Origin of the sequence: Bacillus cereus group sp. BfR-BA-01350 (assembly GCF_022663775.1) — a bacterium.
In the GTDB taxonomy this organism is placed as follows: domain Bacteria; phylum Bacillota; class Bacilli; order Bacillales; family Bacillaceae_G; genus Bacillus_A; species Bacillus_A paranthracis.
In genome coordinates, this window is sequence record NZ_JAKUGD010000009.1 from 121,822 (window position 1) to 147,858 (window position 26,037).

The following is a 26,037-nucleotide window of genomic DNA, read 5'->3' on the forward strand; positions in this document are numbered from 1 at the left end:
TTGGATGCCCATTATATATTCAACTAAATAATTTAAGGTTAGGTGATTCTATGTTAAAAATTCTATATCGGTTAAACGTTATAAACAGATTAATATTGTTAGTAGCAGTACCCATTATTTCCATATTAATTATTAGCGTTGTAAATTATATGAATTTACAACAAATGCACAAACAACTTCAAACAGTATATGTCGATCGGCTACAACCTATTAAATGGCTTGGATCTATTGAGAGCAGCCTGTACCAAGAATTTAGTTATGTAAAGGAACTCATTATTACGGAAGACGAGAATCGACGTACTACAATTTTAAATAAATTAAATGATACAAATAAAGAAACCGAAAAATTACAGGCTCAATACGAAAATACATATATAACAGGCGAAGAAAAAAAACTCCTTAGCCAATATAAAGAAAAACTAGAAAACTATAAAAAACATCGTGCTCAAATGCTAGATTTCATTAAAGAGAATAAGCTGAATCAAGCATATTCATTCTACCTAACTACAGTTGAACCTAATTTATCAGCTACAGTAGGCGCTTTAAAAAATCTTAGTGATTATAACGAAAAGTTAGCTGAAGGTCTGTATAACGACAGCGAACACTCTTATAAACAAGTGATAAGCATAACCATTATTTTATTCATTGCATGTTTAGTTCTTTGCATTCTTATCTCCTTATTTACTGCTAAATCAATTATCAATCCAATCAATTCATTACGGAGCATAATGAATACAGCTGGAAAAGGGGATTTAACCATTGCCGTACCAAAACAATATCATCATGAATTTGGTCATATGTTTAATAGTTTTGATCAAATGATATCAAACTTACGACAAATTATTAACAATGTGATTCAAACAAGTGTAAAAGTGAAAAGCTCTACAAATCATATTGTTGAAACAGCAACCGTTTCCTCTTCCACTATGGATAACATCACAAATACAATGAAACAGTTGTCTCACCATATTAATGATCAGTCTGCAAATATTAAAGATAGTTCTACAGCAATGAATGAAATAGCAAATGGCGTACAAAGCATAGCCGAATCTTCTACAACGATTTCAAACTTAGCTATTTCTACTTCTGATAAGGCAAATGTAGGAACAGAAATCATTGAAAATTCCATTTCTCAAATGACAACTATTCATACTGTCATGGATGAAATATATAAAGTGGTAGATCAATTAGTTATTCGTACGCAAGATATCGATAAAGCATTACAAACTATTACCTACATTTCTGAACAAACAAATCTATTATCTTTAAACGCTGCAATTGAATCTGCTCGCGCCGGTGAACATGGAAAGGGATTTGCTGTTGTATCTGAAGAGGTGCGTAAACTTGCTGAACAATCAAAACAAGCAGCTACAGATATTACAAAACTTAATTTACTTGTACAAAATGATACAAAAGATGTAGTCAACGTTATGGGGAAAGGACAACAAGAAATTCAAGAAGGCATTCATGCTGTTCAAAATGCAAAATTAGCATTCCATAATATTGTAAATCATATTAATGAAGTTACAAATCAAATACAAGATATAACAGCAAGTGCAGAAGAAATGTCAGCAAGCTCAGAAGAAATAAATAGTGCCCTTATTAATATCTCTTCAATTTCACAAAATATAGTTTCGGAGACTAATCATACATCCCAATCTTCACAAGCTCAGTCAGTATCAATACAGGACATTACACATATGTCTCTTCAAATGCAAAAACTTGTTGACGAATTAGAAAAGTCTGCAACTCAATTTAAAATTAAAAACTTGTAAGTATATGAAAGACCACCTAATTTAGTTGGTCTTTCTATTTTAATTACACATTCAGATTTACTTATATAATAGCTGTCCTCCAAAAAAAATAAAGGATTCTGACAATTTGTGACTAATAACAGAAATAAGGGGCAACATTTGTAAAATATATTTTTGACTGGGGGTTTTGTATGATTCAGGTTCGAAATCTAGTAAAATCATTTGGCTCACTTGACGTTTTAAAAGGAATTGATTTAGAAGTACAAGAAAAAGAAGTTGTCGTTTTAATTGGTGCCAGTGGTTCCGGTAAAAGTACATTACTTCGCTGTCTTAACTTTTTAGAAATGTACGATGAAGGTGAAATTCACTTACAAGGTGAACGAATTGATCCAAAGCATTCAAATTTAAACAAAGTCCGCGAAAATGTCGGTATGGTTTTTCAGCACTTTAACCTCTTTCCTCATATGACCTCACTAGAAAACATCATAGAAGCACCTATTCATGTAAAAAAATTAGAAGCAGCAAATGCAAAAGAAATCGGAAATCAGCTTCTGCAAAAAGTCGGCCTACAAGATAAAGCAGATGTAACGCCCCATCTTCTATCAGGTGGTCAAAAACAGCGTATTGCTATTGCACGAGCTCTTGCTATGAATCCTAAAATTATGCTATTTGATGAACCTACCTCAGCTTTAGACCCTGAACTTGTTGGAGAAGTATTGCAAGTTATGAAAGAACTTGCTGAAGAAGGAATGACCATGGTTATTGTTACTCATGAAATGAATTTCGCAAGAGATGTAGCTGATCGCGTCATTTTTATGGATGATGGAAAAATTGTAGAAGATGCTCCGCCAGCACAATTCTTTTCAGCTCCATCACATGAACGAGCGAAACAATTTTTACGTAACGTTTTATAATATAACTTCTGTTTCAAACGAAAAGAAATACATTCATACGGTGCACAACTAATCATCTAAATAAAATATTTCAATAACATACTTAAAACCATCCGTATGATCAATATATAGGAGGGGTTTTATGAAAAGAAAACTATTAACCATTGTTGCGAGTATTACATTATGCACATCCTTTATACTAGGAGCCTGTAGTAAGGAAAGTGCTACTACTTCTTCAAATGGTGAAAAAGAATTTCGTTATGCGATGAGTGGCTTATATAAACCTTTTAACTATAAAGAAAATGACGGAAAACTTGTCGGTTTTGATGTAGAACTAGGTGAAGCACTTGCGAAAAAAATGAATATGAAACCAACCCCTATTACAAATCCATGGGAAACGCTAATCCAAGGTCTCAAAGCGAAAAAGTATGATGTAATACTGGGCAGTATGGCAATTACAGAAGAACGCTTAAAAGCTGTTAATTTCTCAAATCCTTATTATCGTTCTGGTGCCCAAATTTTTGTAGCTAAAAAGAATACATCTATCTCTTCTCCAGAAGATTTAAAGGGTAAGAAAATTGGTGTTGTAAAAGCTAGTACCTTTAAAGACCTCGTTGCAAAATATACAGATCAAATTACAGAATACGATAGCGATATTACTGCACTTATGGACTTAGAGCCTGGACGTATCGACGCAGTAATTACAGATCAAATGGTTGGTTTACGCATGATTAAAGAAGGTAAATCAAATATAAAAGAAGCTGGAAAACCACTAAACCTTGATGAAATGGGAATTGCTATTCGTAAAGATGATAAAGAAATGGTCGAGAAAGTAAATAAAGCTTTAGATGAAATTATTAAAGATGGTACGTATGAAAAAATCAGTAAAAAATGGTTTGGGCGTAATATTCTTGGTGAAGAGGAAAAAACGAAGTAATTTAGCCCTTCAAAGTTTCCATAAATCATGCCCCACTTTGTGTGGGGCATTTCATTCTCTACTAAAATCTATACAATATGAGGTGAAACGCATGTTTGAAATTTTTATCTCTACCTATCCCACACTCTTAAAAGCTACTATTGTCACATTACAATTAACACTAACATCCCTATTACTCGGTTCACTAATTGGATTACTATTCGCTTTCTTTCGAATCTCTAACAATAAAGTTTTAAATAGTATCGCTCACGTATACATCGCCATTATTCGTGGTACACCTTTAATTGTTCAAATCGCCATTCTCTATTTTGGGATTACATCTGTTGTTGTTTTTACTCCTTTTTGGGCAGGAGCCATTGCTTTAGCAATTCATAACGGTGCATATATTACTGAAATTTTCCGAGGCTCTATCCAATCTGTCGATCGTGGGCAAATGGAAGCTGCTCGCTCTCTAGGTATGCCGTATTCTTTAGCAATGCGCCGTATTGTATTACCACAAGCATTTCGTCAATCTATTCCTCCTTTAGGAAATCAATTTATTATTGGATTAAAAGATTCTTCACTTGTTGCTTACGTAGGATTGTCCGAATTATGGGGGTCAGGTTTATCAATCGCTGCAGGGAACTTCCAACAATTAGATACATATATAATCGTTGGTTTATATTATCTCGTGCTTGTTCTCCTATTCACTTACCTTGTTAACCTTTTAGAAAAACGACTACAACGAAAAGAAACAAACTCAGTTCAAGTTAGTGCAAAGAAGAAAAAAGAAGTCTCTTTATAAGAAAAAGCAAGCCAGAGATGGCTTGCTTTTTCACTGCAACATATATCAATTTTTACTGATTTACTTTTTTAATACTCTCTTCTTCCTCTATATGTTCCTCACGATATGAAATATTATGAGGATCTAGCCCATTTCCTAAAGAACCATAGAAATGCTCTCTATGCGGATCCACTAATTCACTTCCTTGATAATACACACGTGGTGTATTCCATAGCGCTGCCAAAGCTTTTGTCATCGGCATCTCATGATAGCGTTCCGGCCACATTTCTTTAATTTTCTCTTTTACTAACGGGTAGTATTTAGAGCTCATAGCAGGGAACAAATGATGTTCTGTATGATATGAGAAATTGAAATGTAAAACGTCTACCCAACGCGGCACTGTTACTGATAAACAGTTTGCTAACGGATCATTTACTGGAACAATTGGATTTAAGCGGTGATTTGTTGCGATATATGCCATTACAATAAAGTTAGCAATTAACAATGGAATCACATATGCAAATAACCATTTCCCAGGTCCCATAATAAACAATAAACTAATCCAAACAGTCCAAGGCAAAAGAAGTTGAAGCCATACAGACTTTTGATTGGATGACTTAAACTCTTTTATAAAATGAAAGAACATTCGAGTCGAATGCAATGTAAATTGAATTGTTAATGACAGAAAACTAAAGAATGAACGTACATGAAGAGGCATGCGATATACCCAACTCAAAAATTTACTCTTTTTAAGCTTCTCAAGTGTCGGCCATGCATCTGGATCATTCTCTTCATGTTGTGTATGAACGTGATGCGTTGCATTATGCCACTTTCTCCAAAGTTTAGGACCTGTTGATAGCGGCATAAATGCAATCGCGCCTAAGAAATCACGAAGCCATGCCTTTCTTACAACAGTTCCATGTAGAATTTCATGCCCTAAAAACCCAAGTGAAGCAAAACATAATCCAAGAACAATCGCAATTCCTAGATTCGCCCACACATTCAATTCAAATACACCAATCGATATTAATCCCGCCAATGCCACAAGCAAATAAGCCAGTCCGCCAAATAAACGAGTAGGAACTGGTTTAAATGCTTTTTTCGGCAAATGTGGTGATACACGTGCTGCATACCACCCAAACGTATGAAGCTCCTTCATCCTTTTGCCCCTTTCTTATGCCGCGCCTTGCGCAACTTACATATATCAATTCTTGCTTCCAGATTGATTTTACTAGGTGATTAAAAAAGCATCTAGTATAAGGAAAATATACTCACTCTATCGTCACTTATTTTTCGCTTTTATTATCAATGAAAAACATTTCTCTTTTTACTCTCTATCAACCTTTCCACATGATGAATCATATCAATAGAATTTCTACATTGTCAATAACTTTTATGACCTAGTAATAAAAGTTGGTTATATTTTTATAATTATACTTTATTTCAATAAAGAAAAAACACATATCTTATAAGGTTTCATCCATTATACATATACGTACCTTGACATGCTATAGACTCTATCTTATTCAAGAACTATCGGTGTAAACAACAAATACACTCACTTAAATTTAAGCTTTACACAACTCCTACCTCTTCATACCAACAAAACCTAATAATTATATTGAAATAATTTTATCTTTCTTTTAAATAAAAATAGCCTTCCTCTAAAACAGCACACATGAATTTCATCTCATATGGAAATATTAAAAGGAAAATTGTTCTAAATCAGGAGGTTTCCTTAATGACAAGCGATACATTTCCACAATTCCCATCATCTTATTGGATTGAATCTACTCAACTCCCTGCTTTTCCCCCTTTATCTGAAAATATAAAGACAAAAGTCGCTATTATAGGTGCTGGTATTACAGGTATTACTACTGCCTATTTACTTGCAAAAGAAGGCATCGATGTTGTATTAATTGATTCTGGTCTTATTTTAAACGGGACGACTGGACATACAACAGCGAAGATAACAGCGCAACATGATCTTATTTATGATGAATTAATAAACCATTTCGGTATGGAAAAGGCCGGGCTTTACTATGAATCAAATAATCATGCTCTACAATTTATTAATGAAACTGTGCAAACATATAAAATCGACTGTAATTTCTCAAATGAAGATTCATATTTATATACAACCACTGATAAGGGATTAAGAAATTTATCGAAAGAATATGAAGCTTATCAAAAATTAAATATACCTTGTGACTATGTTCAATCTCTATCGATTCCAATTCCAGTACAATCTGCACTTGTCATGAAAAATCAAGCCCAGTTTCATCCCCTTCTTTATTTGAAAACGCTTTTAGAAAAATTTGTGGAGATGGGTGGAAAAGTTTATGAACAAACGACTGCTATGGATGTAGAAAAAGGAGATTCTCCACAAGTCATTACAAAGGGCGGACATCGCATTACTTGTGAATATGTTGTCTCTTGTTCACACTTTCCTTTTTATGATGCGAATAGCTTTTTCTTTACGCGAATGTACGCAGAACGCTCTTATGCTCTTGCTATTAAAACAAAAACAGATTATCCAGGTGGCATGTATTTAAGTATTGATGACCCAAAACGCTCCTTACGCTACACAACAAGCAATGGGGAAAAATTAATTTTAATTGGCGGAGAAAGTCATAAAACAGGCCAAGGAATAAACACGATGCTTCATTATGAAGCACTGTATTCTTTTGCAGAAGCAACGTTTGGGGTAGATGAGGTTCCTTATAGATGGTCAGCACAAGATTTAATCACGCTAGATAAGGTCCCTTATATCGGACATATTAACGAGAGCAATCCAAATATATTTGTTGCAACTGGATATCGTAAATGGGGGATGACAACTGGAACTGCTGCCGCTCATTTACTGAAGGATTCCATTCTAAAAATAGACAGTCCATATAAAGAACTATATGCACCTTCACGCTTTCATGCAAATCCAGATATAAAAACATTCTTCTCCCAAAACATTGATGTTGCGAAACATTTAATTGAGGGAAAGATTGAAACTGCATTACGTAAGCCAGAAGATCTCGAAGTTGGTGAAGGATCTGTCGTACATGTTAACGGGAAACGAGCAGGTGCTTATAAGGACAAAGATGGAAAATTACATATTGTCGATACAACTTGTACACATCTCGGCTGCGAAGTTGAATGGAATAATGGTGATTGTACTTGGGACTGCCCTTGCCACGGTTCCCGTTTTTCAATTGAAGGAGATGTTATTGAAGGTCCGGCAGATCAACCGTTAAAACGAGTTGATAATGAGTAAATAAATAAAACTTTTTCATATAAATTCCGACACAAGAAGGGAAATATTAACATCAAATGAAATAATATATTCATCTACAAATCAAAAGGGGTGAACATTATGCAACCTTCAGCTCCACCTCATCCAGAATCTACAAAAACTATTTTTTCGAACTCTATTACAAGGCTTGTTGTTTTTATTTGTTGGCTAGCCATTCTAGCTGACGGCTATGATTTAGGTATTTACGGGGCCGTTCTGCCTAAGCTACTGGAAGACAACAGCTGGGCACTATCACCAACTCATGCTGGTACAATTGCAAGCTATGCTTTGTTTGGAATGTTTATTGGCGCTATTCTAGTTGGAACTATTACAGATCTAATTGGACGAAAATGGACACTTATATGCTGTTTAACACTTTTTTCTATTACAATGGGCCTAGCTGCACTTGCTCCTTCTCCTGAATTATTTGGACTATGGCGATTTATCGGAGGAATTGGACTAGGCGGTGTCATTCCAACAGCTTCCACACTTACTGTTGAATATTCACCAAAAAAGCGACAATCTTTTATTTATGCTCTTATGTTTACTGGCTATCCTTTAGGTATCGTGTTAGGCGCTATTTTGTCCATGTTTATGTTAGAAGACTTCGGATGGAGAACTATGTTTGGTATCGGAATGATTCCACTACTCCTCATTCCTTTCATTATTCGTTATTTACCTGAATCCATTCAATTTTTGTTATCACGTAACCGCCAAGAAGAAGTGGATAAAATTCTTAATCGTTTTCAAATTGAATTCCATGCAAAAGAGAAAACTCATCAACCCCCATCTAATATACGAAAGAAAAATGGATTTCTTACTTTATTCTCAAAAGAATACATAAAAGCAACGCTGCTTTTTTGGATCACTTATATAATGGGGATGTTTTTAATATACGGTTTAAATACTTGGTTACCTCAGATGATGCGACAGGCAGGATATCCTCTTGGATCTAGTTTATCATTTCTACTTATGCTAAATATTACCGCCGCTATCGGTGCATTATTTGCTGGAGCAATCGCAGATCGTATAGGAGCCAAAATTATTATTAGCATTTCCTATCTTATGGCAGCTGTATGTATTGGACTATTAACAATTAAACCATCTGTTACAATCATTTATCTTTTAATTGGTCTTGCTGGAATTGGATCAGTCGGTATTACTCAAATATTAAATGCATATGTAACACAATACTTCCCATCACATATCCGAGCTACTTCCTTAGGCTGGGGACTTGGACTTGGACGAGTTGGTGCGATTGCTGGTCCTATTCTTGTCGGTATTATTATGACAATGCAATATGACTTAGCATGGAATTTCTATTTATTCTCATTCGCAGGTCTTCTCGCGGCTATATCAGTTTTCCTTATTCCTGCAAAGTAAAAAAGGGCACAAATTTATTCGTGCTCTTTTTTGTATACTTCGAATAACATATCTCGAAACAATGTATTTAAACTCTCAATATCTATCCCTGATCCCTTTTCGATTCCTTTTACATATTGCTGATAGTAATGAATTTGTTCTTCTAAAAATTGATTCAACACATCAATTTTTAATCCAACATCTAATTCAGTACCTGCCTTTTTCTTTATTAACAACTGTTCAATTTCATCTAATACGCTACGCTCCAATGATAATTCTGTAATTAATCGATCGAATTCTACAGGAGGCAAAGTTGTTTTCTCCTCTAGCCACTTACAAGCCAAAATAGGACGCAATACATAAAAGTACTTTTTTAATTTTACATTCTCACCTTGCAAAAATTCACGATAATTTTTTGAAGCCATATGTAAATAATGATATATCGTTGCTTTCGGATCGAAGTTCTTTTCACTCATTTGCTGAAGCTGTTCTGGAAAATTAGAGTTTTTCGAATAAAAAATCGGTGATCGAATCCATTCAAGTAAAGCTGGGTTTGACTTTGCAAATAGTTGTAACGCTTTTTTAATATCCCATCCGCTTATATCTAAATCATCACTAATCGGATACTCAATTACATCTCGTTTATCATGAATGGATAAATACCATTCTACCGGGTGCATATAAACGAATCTAACATCATAATCACTATCTTTTGATGGAAATCCCCATGCACGACTCCCTGACTCCACAGCAAATAAAATTTTCACATCATTTTCTTTCTCAATTCGTTCTAACTCCAACTTAATTTTCTCTCTCATTTCATACCCTCTCCATTTTTTGATTATTTCCTTGGAAATTCGACAAATATATTACTAAGTTTACTACATACTAAAATAGCTGTCAGAAAATTTCCGACAGCCTGTCAAAATTCGTTATTTTTTACTTGTTCTTTTCAGTTACACTAACCGCAATTCGTTCAAACTCTTTTTGAATCTCCTCTTTGTATGCATCTACTTTTGAAAAGTCCATAGCAGCAATATAAATTCGTTCTAATTTATCACGAACTGATTTCGCTTTCGCTAAAAAAGACATCGCCTCATTCATTTTTGCTTTATATTGAATAGAGACGTCACGAATTTCCTCCGCATACTTCTCATCCGTCCCTGGTGTTACAATAAGGGCATACATATCTATAATTTCATCACCTTCGCGGCTCGGAAAATATTCATGTGGTGCGGTGCTATCGAAAATCGCAAACCCTAATTCTCTTACGATCACCATATCAAGACTATTTGGATCAAACCCACAATGATATACTTCAACTTCAAATCCTTTTTCTTCTGCTGCCTTAGCTAATTTTTTGAGCATTGTTGATTTCCCAGAACCTGGGCGTCCTTTTATAAAATAACGATGTGGTAATCCTTCTGTTAAATTAGGAACAAAATCAACTGCTCCTTTCGGTGTAGCTGCTCCTAAAAACCGATGTTTCACAAGCGATTGTTTCCCAACTTTATCTGTAAATAATTTCTGAATAAGCTGCTCGGTTAGTTCGTTCGCTTTATTAAAATCAATATTACTAATATATATTTTCTCCCACTCATCATGTATAACTAATGCCTCGTTAAAACGAGCGTAAGCAGCTTGAAAAGCTTTGCTTGCTTCTGAAACAAATCGTTCAATTTCCACTTTCTGCTTTCTTAACTTATCTGAATCCCAAGCAATTCCTAAATTAATATACTCCTCGACAACTCCTGGCATTTTTGGCTCAATAACATGCGGTGATGTTCCATCAACAATTCCTACTTTTAACTTCGGGATAATGACACCATCAACCGATTTATTATCAGAAGAACAGTGTAAAAATTCAATATCATATCCCTTTTCAACCCATTCACGACCTATTACCTTAATTAAAGAAGATTTTCCCGTTCCAGGTCCACCCTTTAAAATAAATAATCTGTTTAGTCCTTTTAAATTCTCTTCATATAAATTATGAAATCCTCTAGCTGTATTTCCACCAGCATAATAATTCAATACATTCCCTGTCACTGCACTCACTCCTTCGCAGCATTCTATTTACATAAGCTACAATATGCGAGCAACTTTATTTGGGTGAATACCTATTTTGTGTTGCACAGAAAAAGGAAATGAATTACAATTTTATTATCACGAAAATTCCGAACTTTAAATTGAATATACCTTTATCAAGAGAGGCAGAGGGACCGGCCCTTTGAAGCCCAGCAACCTCAGTTTATACAAACTGAATAGGTGCTAATTCCTGCAAAATGCATTGCATTTTGAAAGATAAAACGTAACTATTGTGTGCAAAACTCATCTTTCTTGATTATGAAAGGTGAGTTTTTTATATTTCAAAATATATACTTGGAGGTATTTAAAGTGAAAGTAATTGACCTATCCCAAACATTTGAAAAAAATATGTCTCAATTTCCTGGAACACCAAAAATCAATTTAGAAGCCATTACAAGCGTTGAAGAAACAGGTTATCAAGTTACAGATTTTCATTCTGTCGTTCATGTTGGTACACATTGTGATGCTCCTGCTCATTTCATTTCAGGCGCAACGACTATTGATCAATTGCCCCTAGACCAATTTGTAGGTGAAGCTGTTCTTATCGACGTAACTCATGTACAAGAACGAAAACTACCTAAAGAAGTATTACACAATGCTGACATAAAAGAAGGTGATATTGTCATTTTCCATTCCAACCTATCTAATAAATGGAATACAGAAGCGTATGAACAAGAAGCCTTTTATCTTTCCGAAGAATTAGCTGAAGAATTAGTTCAATTAAAAGTAAAATCTGTCGGTTTAGATTTCATTTCTCCTGACGAGGTAACGACAGAAACATCGCCAATTCATCACATACTACTTGGGAATAATATTTATTTAATCGAAAACTTAACAAACTTAGATGCCATTAATGCGAAACGTTTCTTTTTCTCAGCGGCACCTTTAAAAATTAAAAATAGCGACGGTGCTTTCGCAAGAGCATTCGCTGTAATTTTTTAAACAAACTATACAAAAAAGCAAAGATCATCATTGACCTTTGCTTCTATTTCTTTTATTTAAACTAAGAAAGAATTGCTCAACGCGAGGACGTAACCAAGCTAAATAATCTTTCTCTTTCTTCTTTGTACAAGCTATTTCTTCCCCATCGACCATTCCGACAAGCTCTAGCTCTAACAGTTGCCTCGTAAATGCTAACATATTTATTTCTTCTTCCGGATACTCTTCTTTTAATTTCTCCTCAATTTCCCCTAATAAAAAACCGTCACGCATCATTGCCAATGCATCAATCCAAAGTGGCGGCATTTCATATTTTTCTCCTGTAATTGTATCTTTTACAATATAATTCTTTTGCTCTTTTCGAAATTGAATCGCGTGTAAGCATACAGTCGAATTTAATGTTAATTCCATCATACCACCTCTTTCATAATATCTGCATAGAAAAAAGGATGCGCGTGCACCCCTTCTTTTTCTAACACTACCGAACCGTTACATGAATAACAAATCTCATGTCGATATTTTCCTCCATTATAAACGAAGTATTTTATAAAAAAAACCCTTCTTGAAACATTTTATAAAATGTTTATATTTACGCAACAAGAACACTTTTCTGAAAAATATTTTCTTATAGCACATTATACTATCATTAAAAAAATTCCCACTTTCGTTCCTATTTCCACGCTACTTTGAATCACAACACTTCCTTGATACTCCTCAATAACTTTATATGTAATCACTAATCTAAGTCCCGTACCATTCTGCTTTGTTGTGTAAAAAACTTTACCGATTTTGTCTAACTTCTCGTTCTCCATCCCAAAATGGAAATACATAAATATCCTTCCGTTTTTCCGTATACACGGATATGAATGTCTCCCCCTTCTCGCATCGATTCTATCCCATTTTTAATAACACTTGTTTTAATTGTTTATCATCACCGTTTATAGGTGATACATTCTCATCTATTTTCCAGTGAAACTTCACTCTATATTGCGCTGCATAACTTTCCATTAACTGCACAACATATAAAAGGATTTCTCCTATTTTACATCATTCATAATTTGTTGGCTTTGGTTCCCCTAACAAATCCGTTAATTTTTTTAATACTTTTAAAGCTTCTCTTTCCCCATAAATTAAGCTTTTAAATTTTTTCATATAAAATACTCCTCATGATCAATACAAAAACTCTACATATTATCTCATTAAGTTATAAGGATAAAATTACTTTCGTAGCAATATGTAACCTTATAACGCGAAAAAGAAGGGGATTTCCCCTTCCTTTTCGTCACAACTTATATCCATCTTACCCGATCATGTAGCAAGCCATCCGTAAAATCATTTTCCCCCACTACAAAATTCTTCATATATAAATTCAAATATTCTCCGTACTTACTTTCTGTATTTAATAATAATTCCTCTACATAATAGGCACCTTGTTTAAAGTTATCGAACAGTAAACTACACAAGCCAGCATAAATGCCACATCCTACTTGGAAGTATGTCGCATTCGTTTTATATTTATGAAAAACTTGACTGCTATTCATCACGTTATACATATAGGTCTCGCTATTTTCATAAACGAGTAATACACCGACTAGATCCTCGCCCGCAATCTCTTCTTCGGCTGGGTTAAATACTTTACGATTCCAATTCCATAGATCTTCTACCTTATCTAAATTCTGTCTAATTATATTTGTTGTATACTCGTTAATTCGGTAAAGAAACCCTACTTCCATGTTAAAGTTTTTCCCTAAAATTAAAACTTCCTCATGCGGCATCAAACAACCATAAAATTCTTTCTCTCCCAACTTTACTTTATACTCTGAAGCATATACATCTTCATAAAAGTAAAGAGGACGATGATGACTCATATACATCGGATAACTCCATATCGCTTCATCTAGAAATCGCTCTACTGCCCATGAAGCATACAGTGTATGAGGCTTTATAAGTGCTGTATCATTCAAAAATGACGTATCATGTTCTACTATATAGCATGCTCTTGGCTTTTCATTCGGGCGTTCCTTCATAAGTTCAACAACCATCCATTGAACGACACCTGGATTCATACCTGAGCCTATAATTGCTTTTGTATTTGTAAATTTATCTTTTTCCTTCTCAAATCTCGTATATCTTTCCGTAAGCTGAAAGCCGATTAAACTATCGTCCTGATCTACTGCCTCGTTTTCCAAAGCTGAATTAATATAACAAATTCCAAGTTCATTACAACAGCTTAATACTCTGATCGTATCTGCCCCTGAAACATCAATCACAACGCTCGTACTACTTTCTTTTAAATGTTTTTTAAATGTCACTACATCTTGGAGATCTATTTCGGATAAAAACAATTGATCTTCCAAATTTGGAAACAACTCGTCATAATACGTCCTATCTTTTTGTTTTATATCAACCAAATAAAATGTAACATTCTTTATCACTTCATAAATCGGGTCTTTTTCATTTACTATCGCTTGATTTAAAATCGCTAAAACTGCTTTTGCTGCTCCACCAGCACTACCAAGTAATGTAATCGATAACGAATTTAGAAACTGCTCCACCAACAAAACCCCTTTAATATATTAGTTAAGCAGTTCTCCCTCAAAAAAATAAATTGAATACATCAAAAGATAGCTCGTACATATTTTTTATAATTTAGTACAAAATTTCCTCTTCAACAGCCATACTAACATATTTATATTCAATTCATTTTCCCCCTCATATTCAGATCAAGCTAAACAAATAGGCTCGACCTTTTCTTCTGCATATAAAAGAAAAAGCCAGCCCTTTCAATTAACTTACGGACAATGGACAGATTTTACATGTTGAATATTTACATACATTTTCGCATCACGCGCTTTTAATATTTCAATATGCCCTTCATCAATCTTCGCCATCTTTCCGATTTTATTATATTCCTCACCTAAATCGAACACCATAATTTTTCCAGACATTTTAATAAGTTGTTCTTCAAACGTTCGAGCTAACGTAATATTTAAGGGATTCACGGGGAGTTCATTTTTATTGAGGGCGTAAGGCACTTGATTTTCTTTATACGGAATTAACCATTTCAAGTGTTTTAAAGATATATATACAGTTTTATAAACTGGACTATAAAAAACAATATAATCGTTCATTACACTTGTAACATACCCATGTATTGGAGCATTTCCTGCTACATAAATTTCCGTAAAAATCCCTTTGGAAGTACTTAATACTTTCCTCAAAGAAATTGAAGGTGACTCTCTCTTAATTACAGAATCCACATCTGGTTTTGAGATTTCTTCATCATGTGGTCGTAAAAATTTATAATATTGTACATGGTATAAAGATATATATACGTAGTCTTGTCCATTGTAAAGAACAACGATATCATTTCCTACGTCTATTAATACACCTTTAAACCTTTTTTCACCAATTAATTTAACATATATATTTTCTCCAATACTTTTGTTTAACTCATTCATCTATATCCTCCTTCCTATGAATTTCTTCTTTCCTGTCTTTCATTTCTAAAAAAATAATCAGGGCAAAGTTCTGTTTTAATAGTAAGTAATTCCTTTTCATACTATTGAAATAAGAAATTGTTCTTCTCTTTCCCTCATAATGCCCCTCTTATTTATTAAACATTATTCATCTTCATTCTTTTTACATTTAACTACTTGACTCACACTCTTAATATGAGACTTAACTACATAAATCACTTCATCGCAGTTTACTAGTGTAATGCAGCCATGGTGTACCTCACTTAACAAACCTTCCACACATTCTGGACCACCACGATTAATTTTTACCCACTTATACTTCAAGTCTTTTAATATATCTAGAAAAGTATCCTCATCAGAGCAGAAACATGAACTATAGCAATCGCCACATTTACTTTCTTTTACTTTCTTAACTAGACTCTTCACATGCTTCAAGTGATAATATACTAATTCACCATGTGGTAATTGTAACGTTAAATAATCTTTGCCTAACGATACAAGCTCACCAACTCGACTTTCTGGTCCGCGAAGGTTTACTTTGACAGTCTCACCAACTAAACATTTAATTTGGTCACAACATAATACATTCTCCAATTTCGTATCCCCCTTTCTTATTATCTTCCTCTACTTGATTGTCTTTGTGCACGAGCACGACCTGAATTATTGCTACTTTCCTTACTATCGTCGCTCTCATCGCTCTCTCCACAAGCTAAAGCATTATAGTTAACACTTTTAATATGCTTTATGGCAATTAATATAATTTCTTCTTTTACGATTAATGTTACGAAGTCACAAGAAACATCTTGTAAAATGCCTTCCACTTTCTCTGGACCACCGCGATTAATTTTCACCCAGCAATATTTGAAACTTTCAAGCAGTGCTTCAAAGTCTTCTGCACAGGCGCAATCTTCCCACTCGCAATCACTTGATCCACATTCTTTCGCATTTTTTGTGATACTCTTTAGATGTTTAAGTTGATAGTAATAAAGCTCACCTTTTTCATTCTGCAATACGAAGTAGTCCGGACATACTGATATTATTGTTCCTTTTTGAGATTCTGGACCACCCCTGTTTACTCTCACAAAAGATCCAATTAAGTCTTTCAAAAAATCACAATGAAATAAACTCACGAGAAAACCCCTTCCATTAATTTATAAGCTTTTGCACTGATAGTATATGTATCTGTACAGGTTACGTTCTCTATGTTTGTCCTAGCTAGAAAAAAATATGCTTTTAACATGGTAGACTACTACCTATCAAAATTTGAGGAAAGGCTAAGAACTCCTTATGCTTTTAATATCTTTAAACAAAAAATCCCTTATGAAGATACATTTCTGCATATCTTCATAAGGGATTTCCCATAGTTTAATCTTCGTCTTTAACATCCATATCTTCTGGAATTGGTTCGTTCAATATTTCTTCCACTAATTGCTTATATTTCTCCATTTGTTCTAAATGTGTATTGAATTGTTCTTTATTTAATAAATATTGCTCTCCATCAAATAGTGCACGAATTTTCTTTTGCTGAATTAACTCTTCAATATACGACTTTGGTAAATTCAAATACTCCGCAGCTTCTTCTACTGTTATATACAACTCGTTCATTCCTTTATTATTTTTTCCTATATACTGTATCTTACTTTATTTTTGTAAACAAATAAAAAAGATTTTGTAAATGCAACCTAAAAAGCAGGTAGATGCATTCCATATATTGTATAATAGTATATAGTAAGAATTTTTTAAATATAGAATGGTATTACCCATTTACACAAAGGAGAGTTAACATATGGCTACTCGTCACATCATTACAATGTTAGAAAAAACATTACAAATTGAAACAGAAAACACAATTTCTCATTTAACTGCATCTTTATCTGATCGTATTCTTTCTCAAAGCGTAGCAATACAGGAAAACAATTGTTACCATACAATTGGAGAATGGTACAAAAATCATTTCTTATTCCAACAAGATGATTTCCTTTGGGCTAAATACGTTTTCTATGACGCATATTGTGAGGAAATAAAAAAACAAGGTCATCTTACAAAACGTGTTCGCCAAATATTAGAATCATTAGCTCGAATGCATGGAAAACAGTACATTGCTTCTATATTAAACATGCCATTTCCTAACGAACGAGCTAAAGGAACAGCATAATGTAATACAGTTCTGCGTCAGCAAAACATAGATTCATTATTTTCTAGGAAGATTCACAAATAAAATGTTCATGTCACATGAACTGATGAAACCGGTGTCATTATAATGATTGAAAATATAGTAAACAGGAAAACCCCCATTTACCTCTCTCGTCATTCGAATAGAGAAGTAAATGGGGGTATACTTGTTCCTTTACTATTTCATCATCTGCTTAATCAATTCTCGATTTCTCTTCTTAAATACCTCATTATGCGAAGAAACCATTCCATACTCACTTGCATCTGGCTGAATAAATTGTTTCGCTTTATTCACAGCATTTCCAGCATCTTGGAATGCTCCCGCAATTAAGTGTAATTTTCCTTCATGCTTTAAAATATCCCCAGCAGCATATAATCCGTCTACTGAAGACTCACTATTTGCATTCCCTGCAATATAAAAATTATCTATAATCGCAACGTCTAACTCACTATTTTCTAATAATGTAATGTCACGTTCATATCCATGATTAATAATAACTTCATCAATAGGTAAATGAGAAACTTCACCTGTCTCATGATTCGTTAATTCTACATATTCAATCGCTTCATGACTATCACCAGCAATTAATTTTGTAATCGATGTATGAAAGAAACACTCAGCTGAGCTGTTCAGCAGTTGCTTCACTTGTGCTTCATGACCAGATAATTCTTCTTTTCTATATGTTACATATACTTTTTTCGCGATTGGTTCTAATTCATTTGCCCAATCAACGGCCGAATTTCCTCCGCCGGAAATAATGATCGTTTTATCTTTGAAACGCATTAAAGACTTCACTGTATAATTTAAATTCGATACTTCAAATCGCTCAGCACCTTCAATTGATAACTTTTGTGGTTTCAATATACCACTTCCAGTTGCCACAATAACTGTTTTTGAAAAGTGTTCTTTTCCATCGTTTGCTTTTAACGTAAAAGTGCCATCTTTATTACGAATAATCGATTCTACTTTTGTATTTAATACAACTTCCGGCTGAAATGTTAACCCTTGTTGTACAAGTTGCTCAATTAATTTATCACCTGTAACTGGTAATAGTCCACCTACATCCCAAATCATCTTCTCTGGATAAACATGTATTTTTCCACCTAGCTGTGGTTGAAATTCTATTATTTTCGTTTTCATTTCTCTGAGTCCACTATAAAAAGCTGAATAAAGCCCTGCAGGTCCTCCGCCTATCACAGTTACATCAAACAATTCTTCTCGATTCATTCATGCTCACTCCTCAGCTACTAATCATTGATTATCATTCTCAATAAAATATAACCTGTTTCCGCAAAATTTACAATTAAAATTACTATTGACAATACAACTAGATAAAATTATATTATTTAATGAATCAATAGTGATAATCATTATCAATTTGTTAATAATTAGAAAATTTGAGATTACATCTTCTTTTATTAGTATGGTTAATACTATATTGTGACATCTCACATTCAAAATTTTTAATAAACATTTTGTATTACCACTACTCTTTCAAAAAGATTGCAGTTAAACAAATTATCGTATACACATATCATCTATTTAAAGGAGACAGACGATGAAAAAGTTATTTATTTCACTAACAGTTCTTTTCGTCCTTGTTATGAGCGCTTGTAGCAATGGCTCTACAGACAAAAAGAATGATGCAAAAGGTAGTAAATCAGAAACCATTACATATCAATCTGAAAATGGTAAAGTAGAAGTTCCTGCAAATCCAAAACGCGTTGTTGTTTTATCATCATTCGCTGGTAACGTAATGTCATTAGGTGTAAACCTTGTTGGGGTAGATTCATGGTCTAAACAAAACCCACGTTTTGATAGCAAACTTAAAGACGTTGCTGAAGTATCAGATGAAAATGTTGAAAAAATCGCTGAACTTAATCCAGATTTAATCATCGGTTTATCAAATATTAAAAATGTTGATAAGTTAAAGAAAATCGCTCCTACTGTAACATACACTTACGGAAAAGTTGATTACTTAACACAGCATTTAGAAATTGGTAAGTTATTAAACAAAGAAAAAGAAGCAAAAACTTGGGTTGATGACTTCAAGAAACGTGCACAAGAAGCTGGTAAAGAAATTAAAGCAAAAATCGGTGAAGATGCTACAGTTTCTGTTGTAGAAAACTTCAACAAACAGCTTTATGTATACGGCGAGAACTGGGGCCGCGGAACAGAAATTCTGTACCAAGAAATGAAATTAAAAATGCCTGAAAAAGTAAAAGAAAAAGCATTAAAAGAAGGTTACTACGCATTATCTACTGAGGTATTACCTGAGTTTGCTGGTGATTACTTAATCGTAAGTAAAAACAAAGATACTGATAACTCATTCCAAGAGACAGAATCATATAAAAACATCCCAGCAGTAAAAAATAATCGCGTATACGAAGCAAACATGATGGAATTCTATTTCAATGATCCACTTACATTAGATTTCCAACTAGACTTCTTCAAGAAGAGCTTTCTTGGTAAATAATACAAACATGAGGAATTCTTAATTTAAGAATTCCTCTTCCTTTATTCTATGAAAAGAAAAGATGTGAAACGAATGACAAAAGAACATGACAATACGCGTTCTATAGCTTTTACATACAAATTAATTTTAAGCATAATTGCATTCTTTCTTATTTTTATGGTGGCAATGGTATTAGGTGCTGCAGATACTTCAATAAAAGACGTATGGTTAGCACTCACTTCCTCCGCTAAAGGGGACAAAATATCTATTATTCGCGAAATACGTTTGCCACGTGAAGTTGCTGCTATTTTTGTAGGAGCTGGACTTGCTGTTTCTGGAGCAATTATGCAAGGATTAACACGAAATCCACTTGCTGATCCTGGATTACTCGGGCTATCTGGTGGAGCAAATGCTGCGCTTGCACTAACACTTGCTTTCAACCCTTCCATAAGCTATCTTTACTTAACATTAGCTTGTTTTATCGGTGCTGCCGTTGGTGCAATTATGGTATTTGGAATTGGTATGGTGAAAAAAGGCGGTCTCTCCCCTCTTCGAATTGTATTAGCTGGTGCTGCCGTTTCAGCATTTCTACTCGCAATTTCAGAAGGGGTCGGCATTTACTTCAAAATTTCACAAGATGTATCACTTTGGACTGCTGGAGGCGTAATTGGAACTACTTGGAGCCAATTGAAAGTTATTATTCCAGTCATTTCAATTAGTATCTTTATCGCTATCTTACTAGCAAAAAAACTGACAGTTCTTAGTTTCAGTGAAGAAGTAGCTATTGGACTCGGTCAAAAAATTATTGTTATTAAAACCATTCTATTTATCATTATTATCTTACTTGCAGGTGCGTCTGTAGCACTTGTCGGAAATATGGCATTTATCGGTTTAATGGTACCTCACATGGTACGCCCAATTGTCGGGCCAGATTACCGATTTGTTATACCGATGTCAGCAATTGCTGGTGCTTCCTTTATGCTACTTGCAGATACAATCGGACGTACGATTAATGCTCCGTACGAAACACCAGTTGCCGCTATTGTCGCAATTGTAGGGTTACCATTCTTCCTATTCATTGTACGTAAAGGAGGAAAAACGTTCTCATGATACCATCTATTCTCAAAAAACAACGTCTTATCATACTCGCTTTACTTATACTAACCATTACAACCATTGTAATTGGAATGGGGCTCGGTTCAGCATCTTTATCTTATGATCGACTGCTCCCAACATTAATGGGTCAAGGAACTTTTAAAGAGGAGTTTGTTTTATACTCTTTAAGACTACCTAGAATTATCATTACATTATTAGCTGGTATGGCTCTCGCTTTATCAGGAGCTATTCTGCAAGGAATTACCCGAAATGATTTAGCTGAACCTGGTATTCTCGGTATCAACTCTGGGGCCGGTGTTGCTGTTGCTATTTTCTTTTTATACTTTCCAATAGATGTAGGTTCATTTCTTTACTTGCTACCTGTCGTTGGATTTATCGGAGCATTTCTAACAGCTGTTCTAATTTACGTATTTTCATATAGTAAATCAAGTGGACTTCAGCCGGTACGATTAACATTAACTGGTATCGGTTTTGCATTTGCACTATCTGGAACGATGATTGTCCTTATTTCATCCGCAGATCGTATGAAAGTGGACTTTATCGCCAAATGGATTGCAGGAAACATTTGGGGAGATGACTGGATCTTCGTTTTAGCAATGCTTCCATGGTTAATCGTATTCATTCCGTTCGTTTTCTATAAAGCAAACCGATTAAACATTTTAGCATTAAACGAACCGGTCGCAATTGGCGTTGGAATTGAAATTGAAAAAGAGCGTAGATATTTATTAGTTGCAGCCGTTGCACTTGCTGCTGCCGCTGTTTCTGTAACAGGAGGAATTAGCTTTATCGGACTGATGGCTCCTCATATCGCGAAATCTTTAGTAGGTCCAAGGCATCAAATCTTCATGCCTATCGCCCTTTTAATCGGTGGATGGCTATTGCTACTAGCAGACACAATCGGACGAAATATCGTTGAACCTAACGGTATCCCAGCAGGTATTGTTGTCGCTTTAATTGGTGCTCCTTACTTTATGTATTTGTTGCTTAAGAAGGCGTAAAAAATACCCTCAAGAATGAAATCTTGAGGGTATTTTTATCTCCAGCATTTTATTCACTTTTATACATATCAACGCGTTTTACAAAACCATCAGCGACACTGAAATAGATAGCGTAGCCCTCCTTGCGGTATACAAGGGCATCACTATCTATCCCTTCTTCTATTCCATACGGCTCACCTAACCAACTCTTTAACTCATTTACAGGAATATTCATATGTAACCAAATTTTTTTAACTTTTGAAGGAAACATATCCAGGTTATAATCACCATAAGTAACAGTATTAGCTGCATCACAAGCTGTACACTTTGCTTCCTGTAAAGCATCAGGTGTACCAAATTCTTGTTTCACTGCAGATTGTTCTTGTCCAATCACATTCAATCCAAATGGTCCTAAATTCCCGTCAATTAAAGCTGTTTCTAGAACCTGTTTTAGTTCTTGCTTTGTTTTAACTTTAAAATTATAAGAAGAACCAGCGCTATCATTCACCGATATTGATGGAATTGACTTATCTGCATCCGATTCTTTTGCAAGAGTAGTATTTTCTTGAGAAGAACTCTTCTCTCCATTACTACGCCATACTATTTTCTCTCCATGCCAAGCACTGTTATTGTCCTCTTTCATCAAGTACATTCCACTTATACCAAATAGCATCAATATAACCATGCCAAGTGGAATATAGATTCTTTTATCTTTTTTTATAACCTGTAGTACACCTTTCACCTTATTGAAGGTCTTTGAAAGTCTTTCATTAGTTGTACAAGCGAGTAAATATTTATAGAAAGAATCCCATCCCTGTGTCTTTTTATACAATCTTTTCAAACTAATCATAACAGCGAATGGTACCTCTTCATTTTGTGATATTCGGTAAAAAGAATTTACTTTCTGACGCTTCGATTTCATAAATCGAGCAAGTAAAATAGCAAGGTATTGAGAAGAGCTAAACTCTTTTAATTCTTCACCAGGATATAAATCATGCTCATCTTTTCGTTTAACCATACGCATTTCATAGTCCAAAATCAGATTTAATTTTTGATTCTCTTTCAAACCATGATGCAAAAATTTCATTGTAAACTCAGTCTTTGTCATCAAACCTAAATTCCTAAGATCATGATCATGAACTACCATCGGTAATTGTTTAAATAACTCTGCAGTAAAGGTGATAAAAGTATTCTTTTCTTTTTCGTATAGTTCTAACGATTTGCACATAAGCGCTGCAAATTTTAATAAGTTCGCATAATATTTAATACTTTTCCCATTCTTTATAATTGTTCGTTCCATAATTGGATACTTGCTAACGTGTTGATAAAACTGGTTAGATACTTGGACTGCTTTGTCAATTTCTTTTTTCTGTAATAAAGATTGTATATGAGAAATCGTTTCTATTGCCCATGTTACTACCTGTCCTTGCTCACCTTTAATTAATTGCAATTTATAAACGTTATCTTGCAAATATAACTTTTGAAATTCTATGCCACTCTTTTTCAGCTGCTTATTAACAGTTACAAATGCGCCTCCATATAAACTCAATTGAACATACTTATAATGGGTTTTTAATTGTTCCAGATCCACCTTCAACTGTTCATTATATTTATCCCACATTTGTCGTACATTCTCTTGCGCGTTTACTATTTTTAAAGCATCTGGGTCTAATAATTTTGCAAGTCCTTTAACTAAGAAGGAGCCTCCAAACCCCATAATTAACGATGCCATTATTTGTGATACAAGCTGCACAAATTTTTTCCCTGGAAGCCTACTTTGTATATCTCTTAATAATTCTGTATATTGACCATATGCCTCATAGTAATTTTGAAAGTTTTTAATCGTGGTATCCATTGAAAGGTTCATTCTTTTCTTTAACCCCTCAAAAACATTACCTGTAAAATATAATTTTTTAAATAAATGTCCATGTTGATTTTTTGATATTTCTTCAAGAAATTCATAATACACTTTCCCTAAATATGGAAAACTTAGTATCCCCTTCAGCTCATCTCTAATTTCGCCCACCTGAGTTAATTGAAAAAAACGGGTAATATATTGTGAATACATTTCTTTATTATCTGGATTTTGTAAGGGCTTAAAGACTTCTTCTTCTAGCATTTTATTCCGTTTTTCAATACTTTCATGAATTTTTTGGAAAAGTGCCTCTCCTACTCTCTCGACAAAAGATTCAATTTCTTCTGCTACATTATGAGTAAGTTGCTCATATAATTGTTTTTTGGTTTCTAAATACAGCTCTACTGGATTATCAGCTTGCTCTTTTTCTTTTATATAACTCAAAACAGATTCCCCAACAAATCTAAAATATCTAATCCATCTACAGACGTAGACAAAATAGAACCCGCATCCGTTATATCCACAACACTATTCACTACATCTAAAGCGTCCAAATGAGTAGTATCAATCACATCTATATCTATATTCGGGGATATGAATTCTGGACTTGTATCAATTGTCATCCCTTCCCCTAGTGGATTCGAGTTCATATCATATAATTTTTCTCCCGTAGCTGTATTCATTGTTAAGCCACCTGAACTATTAGGCTGTGAGTACCCTATTATCCCTTCAACATTATCATGAAAAGTTTCCCCACCATACATATTTTGGCTAGAAGAAACGGTATGTCCACCTCCAAAATCAAAGGTCGTTCCATCATACGAATTCTCTTGAACACGAGCAATTGTTTCTCCATGACCATCCATTATAACGCCACCACCTTCAACAGGAGACGGCTGATACTCCGCGACCACTTCTCCGCTTCTGCTTTTCAAATCATATCCGCCAGTCAAATTCGGTAAAATAATCTTTTCTTCCAAACTATCATTAGTAGACTGTATTCCCTGAAATAATTGATTCATTAACATTTCACTATTCCCCAAACCTTATCCATCCCTTCATTCTCTTCACTTTATCAGTTATTCTCCCCAAAATATGTATATACTTTTCTAAACTACTTATATTTTATGCTTCTCTATCCTTAATAAAAGTTACAATATTTACCTCATTATATCATTAAATTAAATTATTCCCTTAAAAGGATTTAATATTTATAAAAAAATCTACTGCAATAGATCCTTTTCCGAATCTATCGCAATAGACAAAACACTCCATTGCTAACTACTGCTGCCCATATCCTTCAAACTTCTTCGCCAAATTCTCCATCTCGTCTTCTGGCAATAGCTTCGGTTCCCCAATGCTTTTCGTTTGATAGTAAATTTGTGCACAAAACTCAATTTCTTCTGCAACGGTAAATGCCATTTTTATATGGTTTGCACCTGCAATTAAACCGTGGTTCGCAAGTAAAACAGCACGACGATCAATCATCCCTTCGAAAGCCGCCTCTGCTAATTGCTTCGTACCAAATGTTTCATACGGTGCACAGCGAACATTAGGACCTGCGAAAGCAATTAAATACGATACTGCGGGCAGTTCCCATCCTAATGATGCAATCGTCTTCGCATAAGGAGAATGTGTATGCACAAGCGCATTTATATCTTCACGCTTTCTATAATAAATAAGGTGCATATCGAGTTCGCTTGATGGTTTTCTCTCTCCCTCTACTACATCGCCATCTAAGTTTAATATAACTACATCTTCAGGCTTCGTTTCATAATAATCTAAACCACTTGGGCTAATGGCAACAAGACCTTGCTCCCGATTGAAAATACTAATATTACCGCCTGTCCCCTTTGTTAAACCGCTAGAAATCATTTTCTTTCCATACGCTACAATTTCTTCTCTCTCTTTTTGTAATAACATATACATCCCCCTAAGTATGAAGCTTATGATGACTGAC

At 34.3% G+C, this 26,037-nt stretch carries 24 protein-coding genes, 1 pseudogene and 1 riboswitch; of the genes and pseudogenes, 11 read left to right on the plus strand and 14 right to left on the minus strand.

Features of this window, described 5'->3' with window-relative positions:
• The first annotated feature begins 50 nt into the window (after nucleotides 1-50).
• The 4 genes from MR147_RS19280 (at nucleotide 51) to MR147_RS19295 (ending at nucleotide 4,368) form a co-directional block, all read left to right on the plus strand.
• Nucleotides 51-1,775 carry a methyl-accepting chemotaxis protein gene (locus MR147_RS19280; RefSeq protein WP_074606203.1) on the plus strand — a complete coding sequence of 575 codons (1,725 nt, stop codon included), beginning with the start codon at nucleotides 51-53 and terminating at the stop codon, nucleotides 1,773-1,775.
• A gap of 170 nt (nucleotides 1,776-1,945) precedes the next feature.
• Nucleotides 1,946-2,668 carry an amino acid ABC transporter ATP-binding protein gene (locus tag MR147_RS19285; RefSeq protein WP_000616944.1) on the plus strand — a complete coding sequence of 241 codons (723 nt, stop codon included), beginning with the start codon at nucleotides 1,946-1,948 and terminating at the stop codon, nucleotides 2,666-2,668.
• Between the two features lie 121 nt (nucleotides 2,669-2,789).
• A complete protein-coding gene (locus tag MR147_RS19290; RefSeq protein ID WP_000823738.1) occupies nucleotides 2,790-3,584 on the plus strand; it encodes an ABC transporter substrate-binding protein in 795 nt (264 codons plus the stop codon).
• A gap of 91 nt (nucleotides 3,585-3,675) precedes the next feature.
• Nucleotides 3,676-4,368 carry an amino acid ABC transporter permease gene (locus MR147_RS19295; protein WP_074606201.1) on the plus strand — a complete coding sequence of 231 codons (693 nt, stop codon included), beginning with the start codon at nucleotides 3,676-3,678 and terminating at the stop codon, nucleotides 4,366-4,368.
• A gap of 52 nt (nucleotides 4,369-4,420) precedes the next feature.
• Here the strand turns inward: MR147_RS19295 and desB are convergent, their stop codons facing one another.
• Nucleotides 4,421-5,506 (minus strand): Delta(10) desaturase DesB, encoded by a 1,086-nt coding sequence (gene desB, locus MR147_RS19300; RefSeq protein ID WP_000661225.1) that lies wholly within the window; start codon nucleotides 5,504-5,506, stop codon nucleotides 4,421-4,423.
• A gap of 582 nt (nucleotides 5,507-6,088) precedes the next feature.
• Between desB and MR147_RS19305 the strand changes: the two genes are divergently transcribed.
• On the plus strand, nucleotides 6,089-7,615 hold the full coding sequence (locus MR147_RS19305) for an FAD-dependent oxidoreductase (RefSeq protein ID WP_074606199.1): 1,527 nt from the start codon (nucleotides 6,089-6,091) through the stop codon (nucleotides 7,613-7,615).
• Between the two features lie 99 nt (nucleotides 7,616-7,714).
• Entirely contained in the window at nucleotides 7,715-9,016 is a 1,302-nt protein-coding gene (locus MR147_RS19310) for an MFS transporter (protein ID WP_074606198.1), read from the plus strand.
• A 14-nt stretch (nucleotides 9,017-9,030) separates the two neighbouring features.
• On the opposite strand, the gene MR147_RS19315 is transcribed toward MR147_RS19310, so the two are convergent.
• Together MR147_RS19315 and MR147_RS19320 are read right to left on the minus strand one after the other, a co-directional pair.
• On the minus strand, nucleotides 9,031-9,813 hold the full coding sequence (locus MR147_RS19315) for a nucleotidyltransferase domain-containing protein (protein WP_074606197.1): 783 nt from the start codon (nucleotides 9,811-9,813) through the stop codon (nucleotides 9,031-9,033).
• Between the two features lie 121 nt (nucleotides 9,814-9,934).
• A complete protein-coding gene (locus MR147_RS19320; protein WP_000147495.1) occupies nucleotides 9,935-11,044 on the minus strand; it encodes a PRK06851 family protein in 1,110 nt (369 codons plus the stop codon).
• A 149-nt stretch (nucleotides 11,045-11,193) separates the two neighbouring features.
• Nucleotides 11,194-11,306: riboswitch (SAM riboswitch) on the plus strand.
• 86 nt (nucleotides 11,307-11,392) lie between these two features.
• Here MR147_RS19320 and MR147_RS19325 point away from each other — a divergent pair.
• Nucleotides 11,393-12,025 (plus strand): cyclase family protein, encoded by a 633-nt coding sequence (locus MR147_RS19325; RefSeq protein ID WP_000862957.1) that lies wholly within the window; start codon nucleotides 11,393-11,395, stop codon nucleotides 12,023-12,025.
• A 27-nt stretch (nucleotides 12,026-12,052) separates the two neighbouring features.
• On the opposite strand, the gene MR147_RS19330 is transcribed toward MR147_RS19325, so the two are convergent.
• From MR147_RS19330 to MR147_RS19370, 7 genes and pseudogenes are all read right to left on the minus strand, one after another.
• Nucleotides 12,053-12,433 (minus strand): hypothetical protein, encoded by a 381-nt coding sequence (locus MR147_RS19330; protein WP_000424100.1) that lies wholly within the window; start codon nucleotides 12,431-12,433, stop codon nucleotides 12,053-12,055.
• Between the two features lie 224 nt (nucleotides 12,434-12,657).
• Nucleotides 12,658-13,105 (minus strand): annotated as a pseudogene (locus MR147_RS27180) (ATP-binding protein); the annotation flags it as partial.
• Nucleotides 13,106-13,311: 206 nt separating this feature from the next.
• Nucleotides 13,312-14,577, minus strand: coding sequence for an S-adenosylmethionine decarboxylase related protein (locus MR147_RS19350; RefSeq protein ID WP_074606193.1), 1,266 nt, complete (start codon nucleotides 14,575-14,577; stop codon nucleotides 13,312-13,314).
• A gap of 237 nt (nucleotides 14,578-14,814) precedes the next feature.
• Entirely contained in the window at nucleotides 14,815-15,483 is a 669-nt protein-coding gene (locus tag MR147_RS19355; RefSeq protein ID WP_001004273.1) for an LSm family protein, read from the minus strand.
• 162 nt (nucleotides 15,484-15,645) lie between these two features.
• Nucleotides 15,646-16,095, minus strand: a complete 450-nt coding sequence (locus MR147_RS19360) for a spore coat protein (RefSeq protein WP_000432501.1) — start codon at nucleotides 16,093-16,095, stop codon at nucleotides 15,646-15,648.
• A gap of 20 nt (nucleotides 16,096-16,115) precedes the next feature.
• Nucleotides 16,116-16,631, minus strand: coding sequence for a spore coat protein (locus MR147_RS19365; RefSeq protein WP_074606192.1), 516 nt, complete (start codon nucleotides 16,629-16,631; stop codon nucleotides 16,116-16,118).
• 235 nt (nucleotides 16,632-16,866) lie between these two features.
• Complete coding sequence (locus MR147_RS19370; protein ID WP_001004507.1) at nucleotides 16,867-17,106, minus strand: helix-turn-helix domain-containing protein; 240 nt, start codon at nucleotides 17,104-17,106, stop codon at nucleotides 16,867-16,869.
• 181 nt (nucleotides 17,107-17,287) lie between these two features.
• Between MR147_RS19370 and MR147_RS19375 the strand changes: the two genes are divergently transcribed.
• Nucleotides 17,288-17,656 carry a hypothetical protein gene (locus tag MR147_RS19375; RefSeq protein ID WP_000235473.1) on the plus strand — a complete coding sequence of 123 codons (369 nt, stop codon included), beginning with the start codon at nucleotides 17,288-17,290 and terminating at the stop codon, nucleotides 17,654-17,656.
• A 195-nt stretch (nucleotides 17,657-17,851) separates the two neighbouring features.
• Here the strand turns inward: MR147_RS19375 and MR147_RS19380 are convergent, their stop codons facing one another.
• Nucleotides 17,852-18,901, minus strand: a complete 1,050-nt coding sequence (locus MR147_RS19380) for an NAD(P)/FAD-dependent oxidoreductase (protein ID WP_074606191.1) — start codon at nucleotides 18,899-18,901, stop codon at nucleotides 17,852-17,854.
• 331 nt (nucleotides 18,902-19,232) lie between these two features.
• Between MR147_RS19380 and MR147_RS19385 the strand changes: the two genes are divergently transcribed.
• The 3 genes from MR147_RS19385 to MR147_RS19395 are packed head-to-tail and all read left to right on the plus strand — an operon-like array spanning nucleotide 19,233 to nucleotide 22,243.
• Entirely contained in the window at nucleotides 19,233-20,150 is a 918-nt protein-coding gene (locus MR147_RS19385) for an iron-hydroxamate ABC transporter substrate-binding protein (RefSeq protein WP_000732578.1), read from the plus strand.
• A gap of 48 nt (nucleotides 20,151-20,198) precedes the next feature.
• A complete protein-coding gene (locus MR147_RS19390) occupies nucleotides 20,199-21,239 on the plus strand; it encodes a FecCD family ABC transporter permease (RefSeq protein ID WP_000823046.1) in 1,041 nt (346 codons plus the stop codon).
• The gene (locus MR147_RS19395) at nucleotides 21,236-22,243 is read left to right on the plus strand and encodes a FecCD family ABC transporter permease (protein WP_074606190.1); all 1,008 of its coding nucleotides are present in this window, start codon (nucleotides 21,236-21,238) and stop codon (nucleotides 22,241-22,243) included. Before MR147_RS19390 ends, MR147_RS19395 begins: the two co-directional genes overlap by 4 nt.
• A 49-nt stretch (nucleotides 22,244-22,292) precedes the next feature.
• Here MR147_RS19395 and MR147_RS19400 read toward each other — a convergent pair whose 3' ends face one another.
• From MR147_RS19400 to MR147_RS19410, 3 genes are all read right to left on the minus strand, one after another.
• Nucleotides 22,293-24,521 (minus strand): S-layer protein, encoded by a 2,229-nt coding sequence (locus MR147_RS19400; protein ID WP_074606188.1) that lies wholly within the window; start codon nucleotides 24,519-24,521, stop codon nucleotides 22,293-22,295.
• Nucleotides 24,518-25,105, minus strand: coding sequence for a hypothetical protein (locus MR147_RS19405; RefSeq protein ID WP_074606186.1), 588 nt, complete (start codon nucleotides 25,103-25,105; stop codon nucleotides 24,518-24,520). The genes MR147_RS19400 and MR147_RS19405 overlap by 4 nt, the downstream gene beginning before the upstream one ends.
• Nucleotides 25,106-25,358: 253 nt before the next feature.
• Nucleotides 25,359-26,000, minus strand: coding sequence for an L-fuculose-phosphate aldolase (locus MR147_RS19410; protein WP_000926545.1), 642 nt, complete (start codon nucleotides 25,998-26,000; stop codon nucleotides 25,359-25,361).
• Between the last annotated feature and the right edge of the window lie 37 nt (nucleotides 26,001-26,037).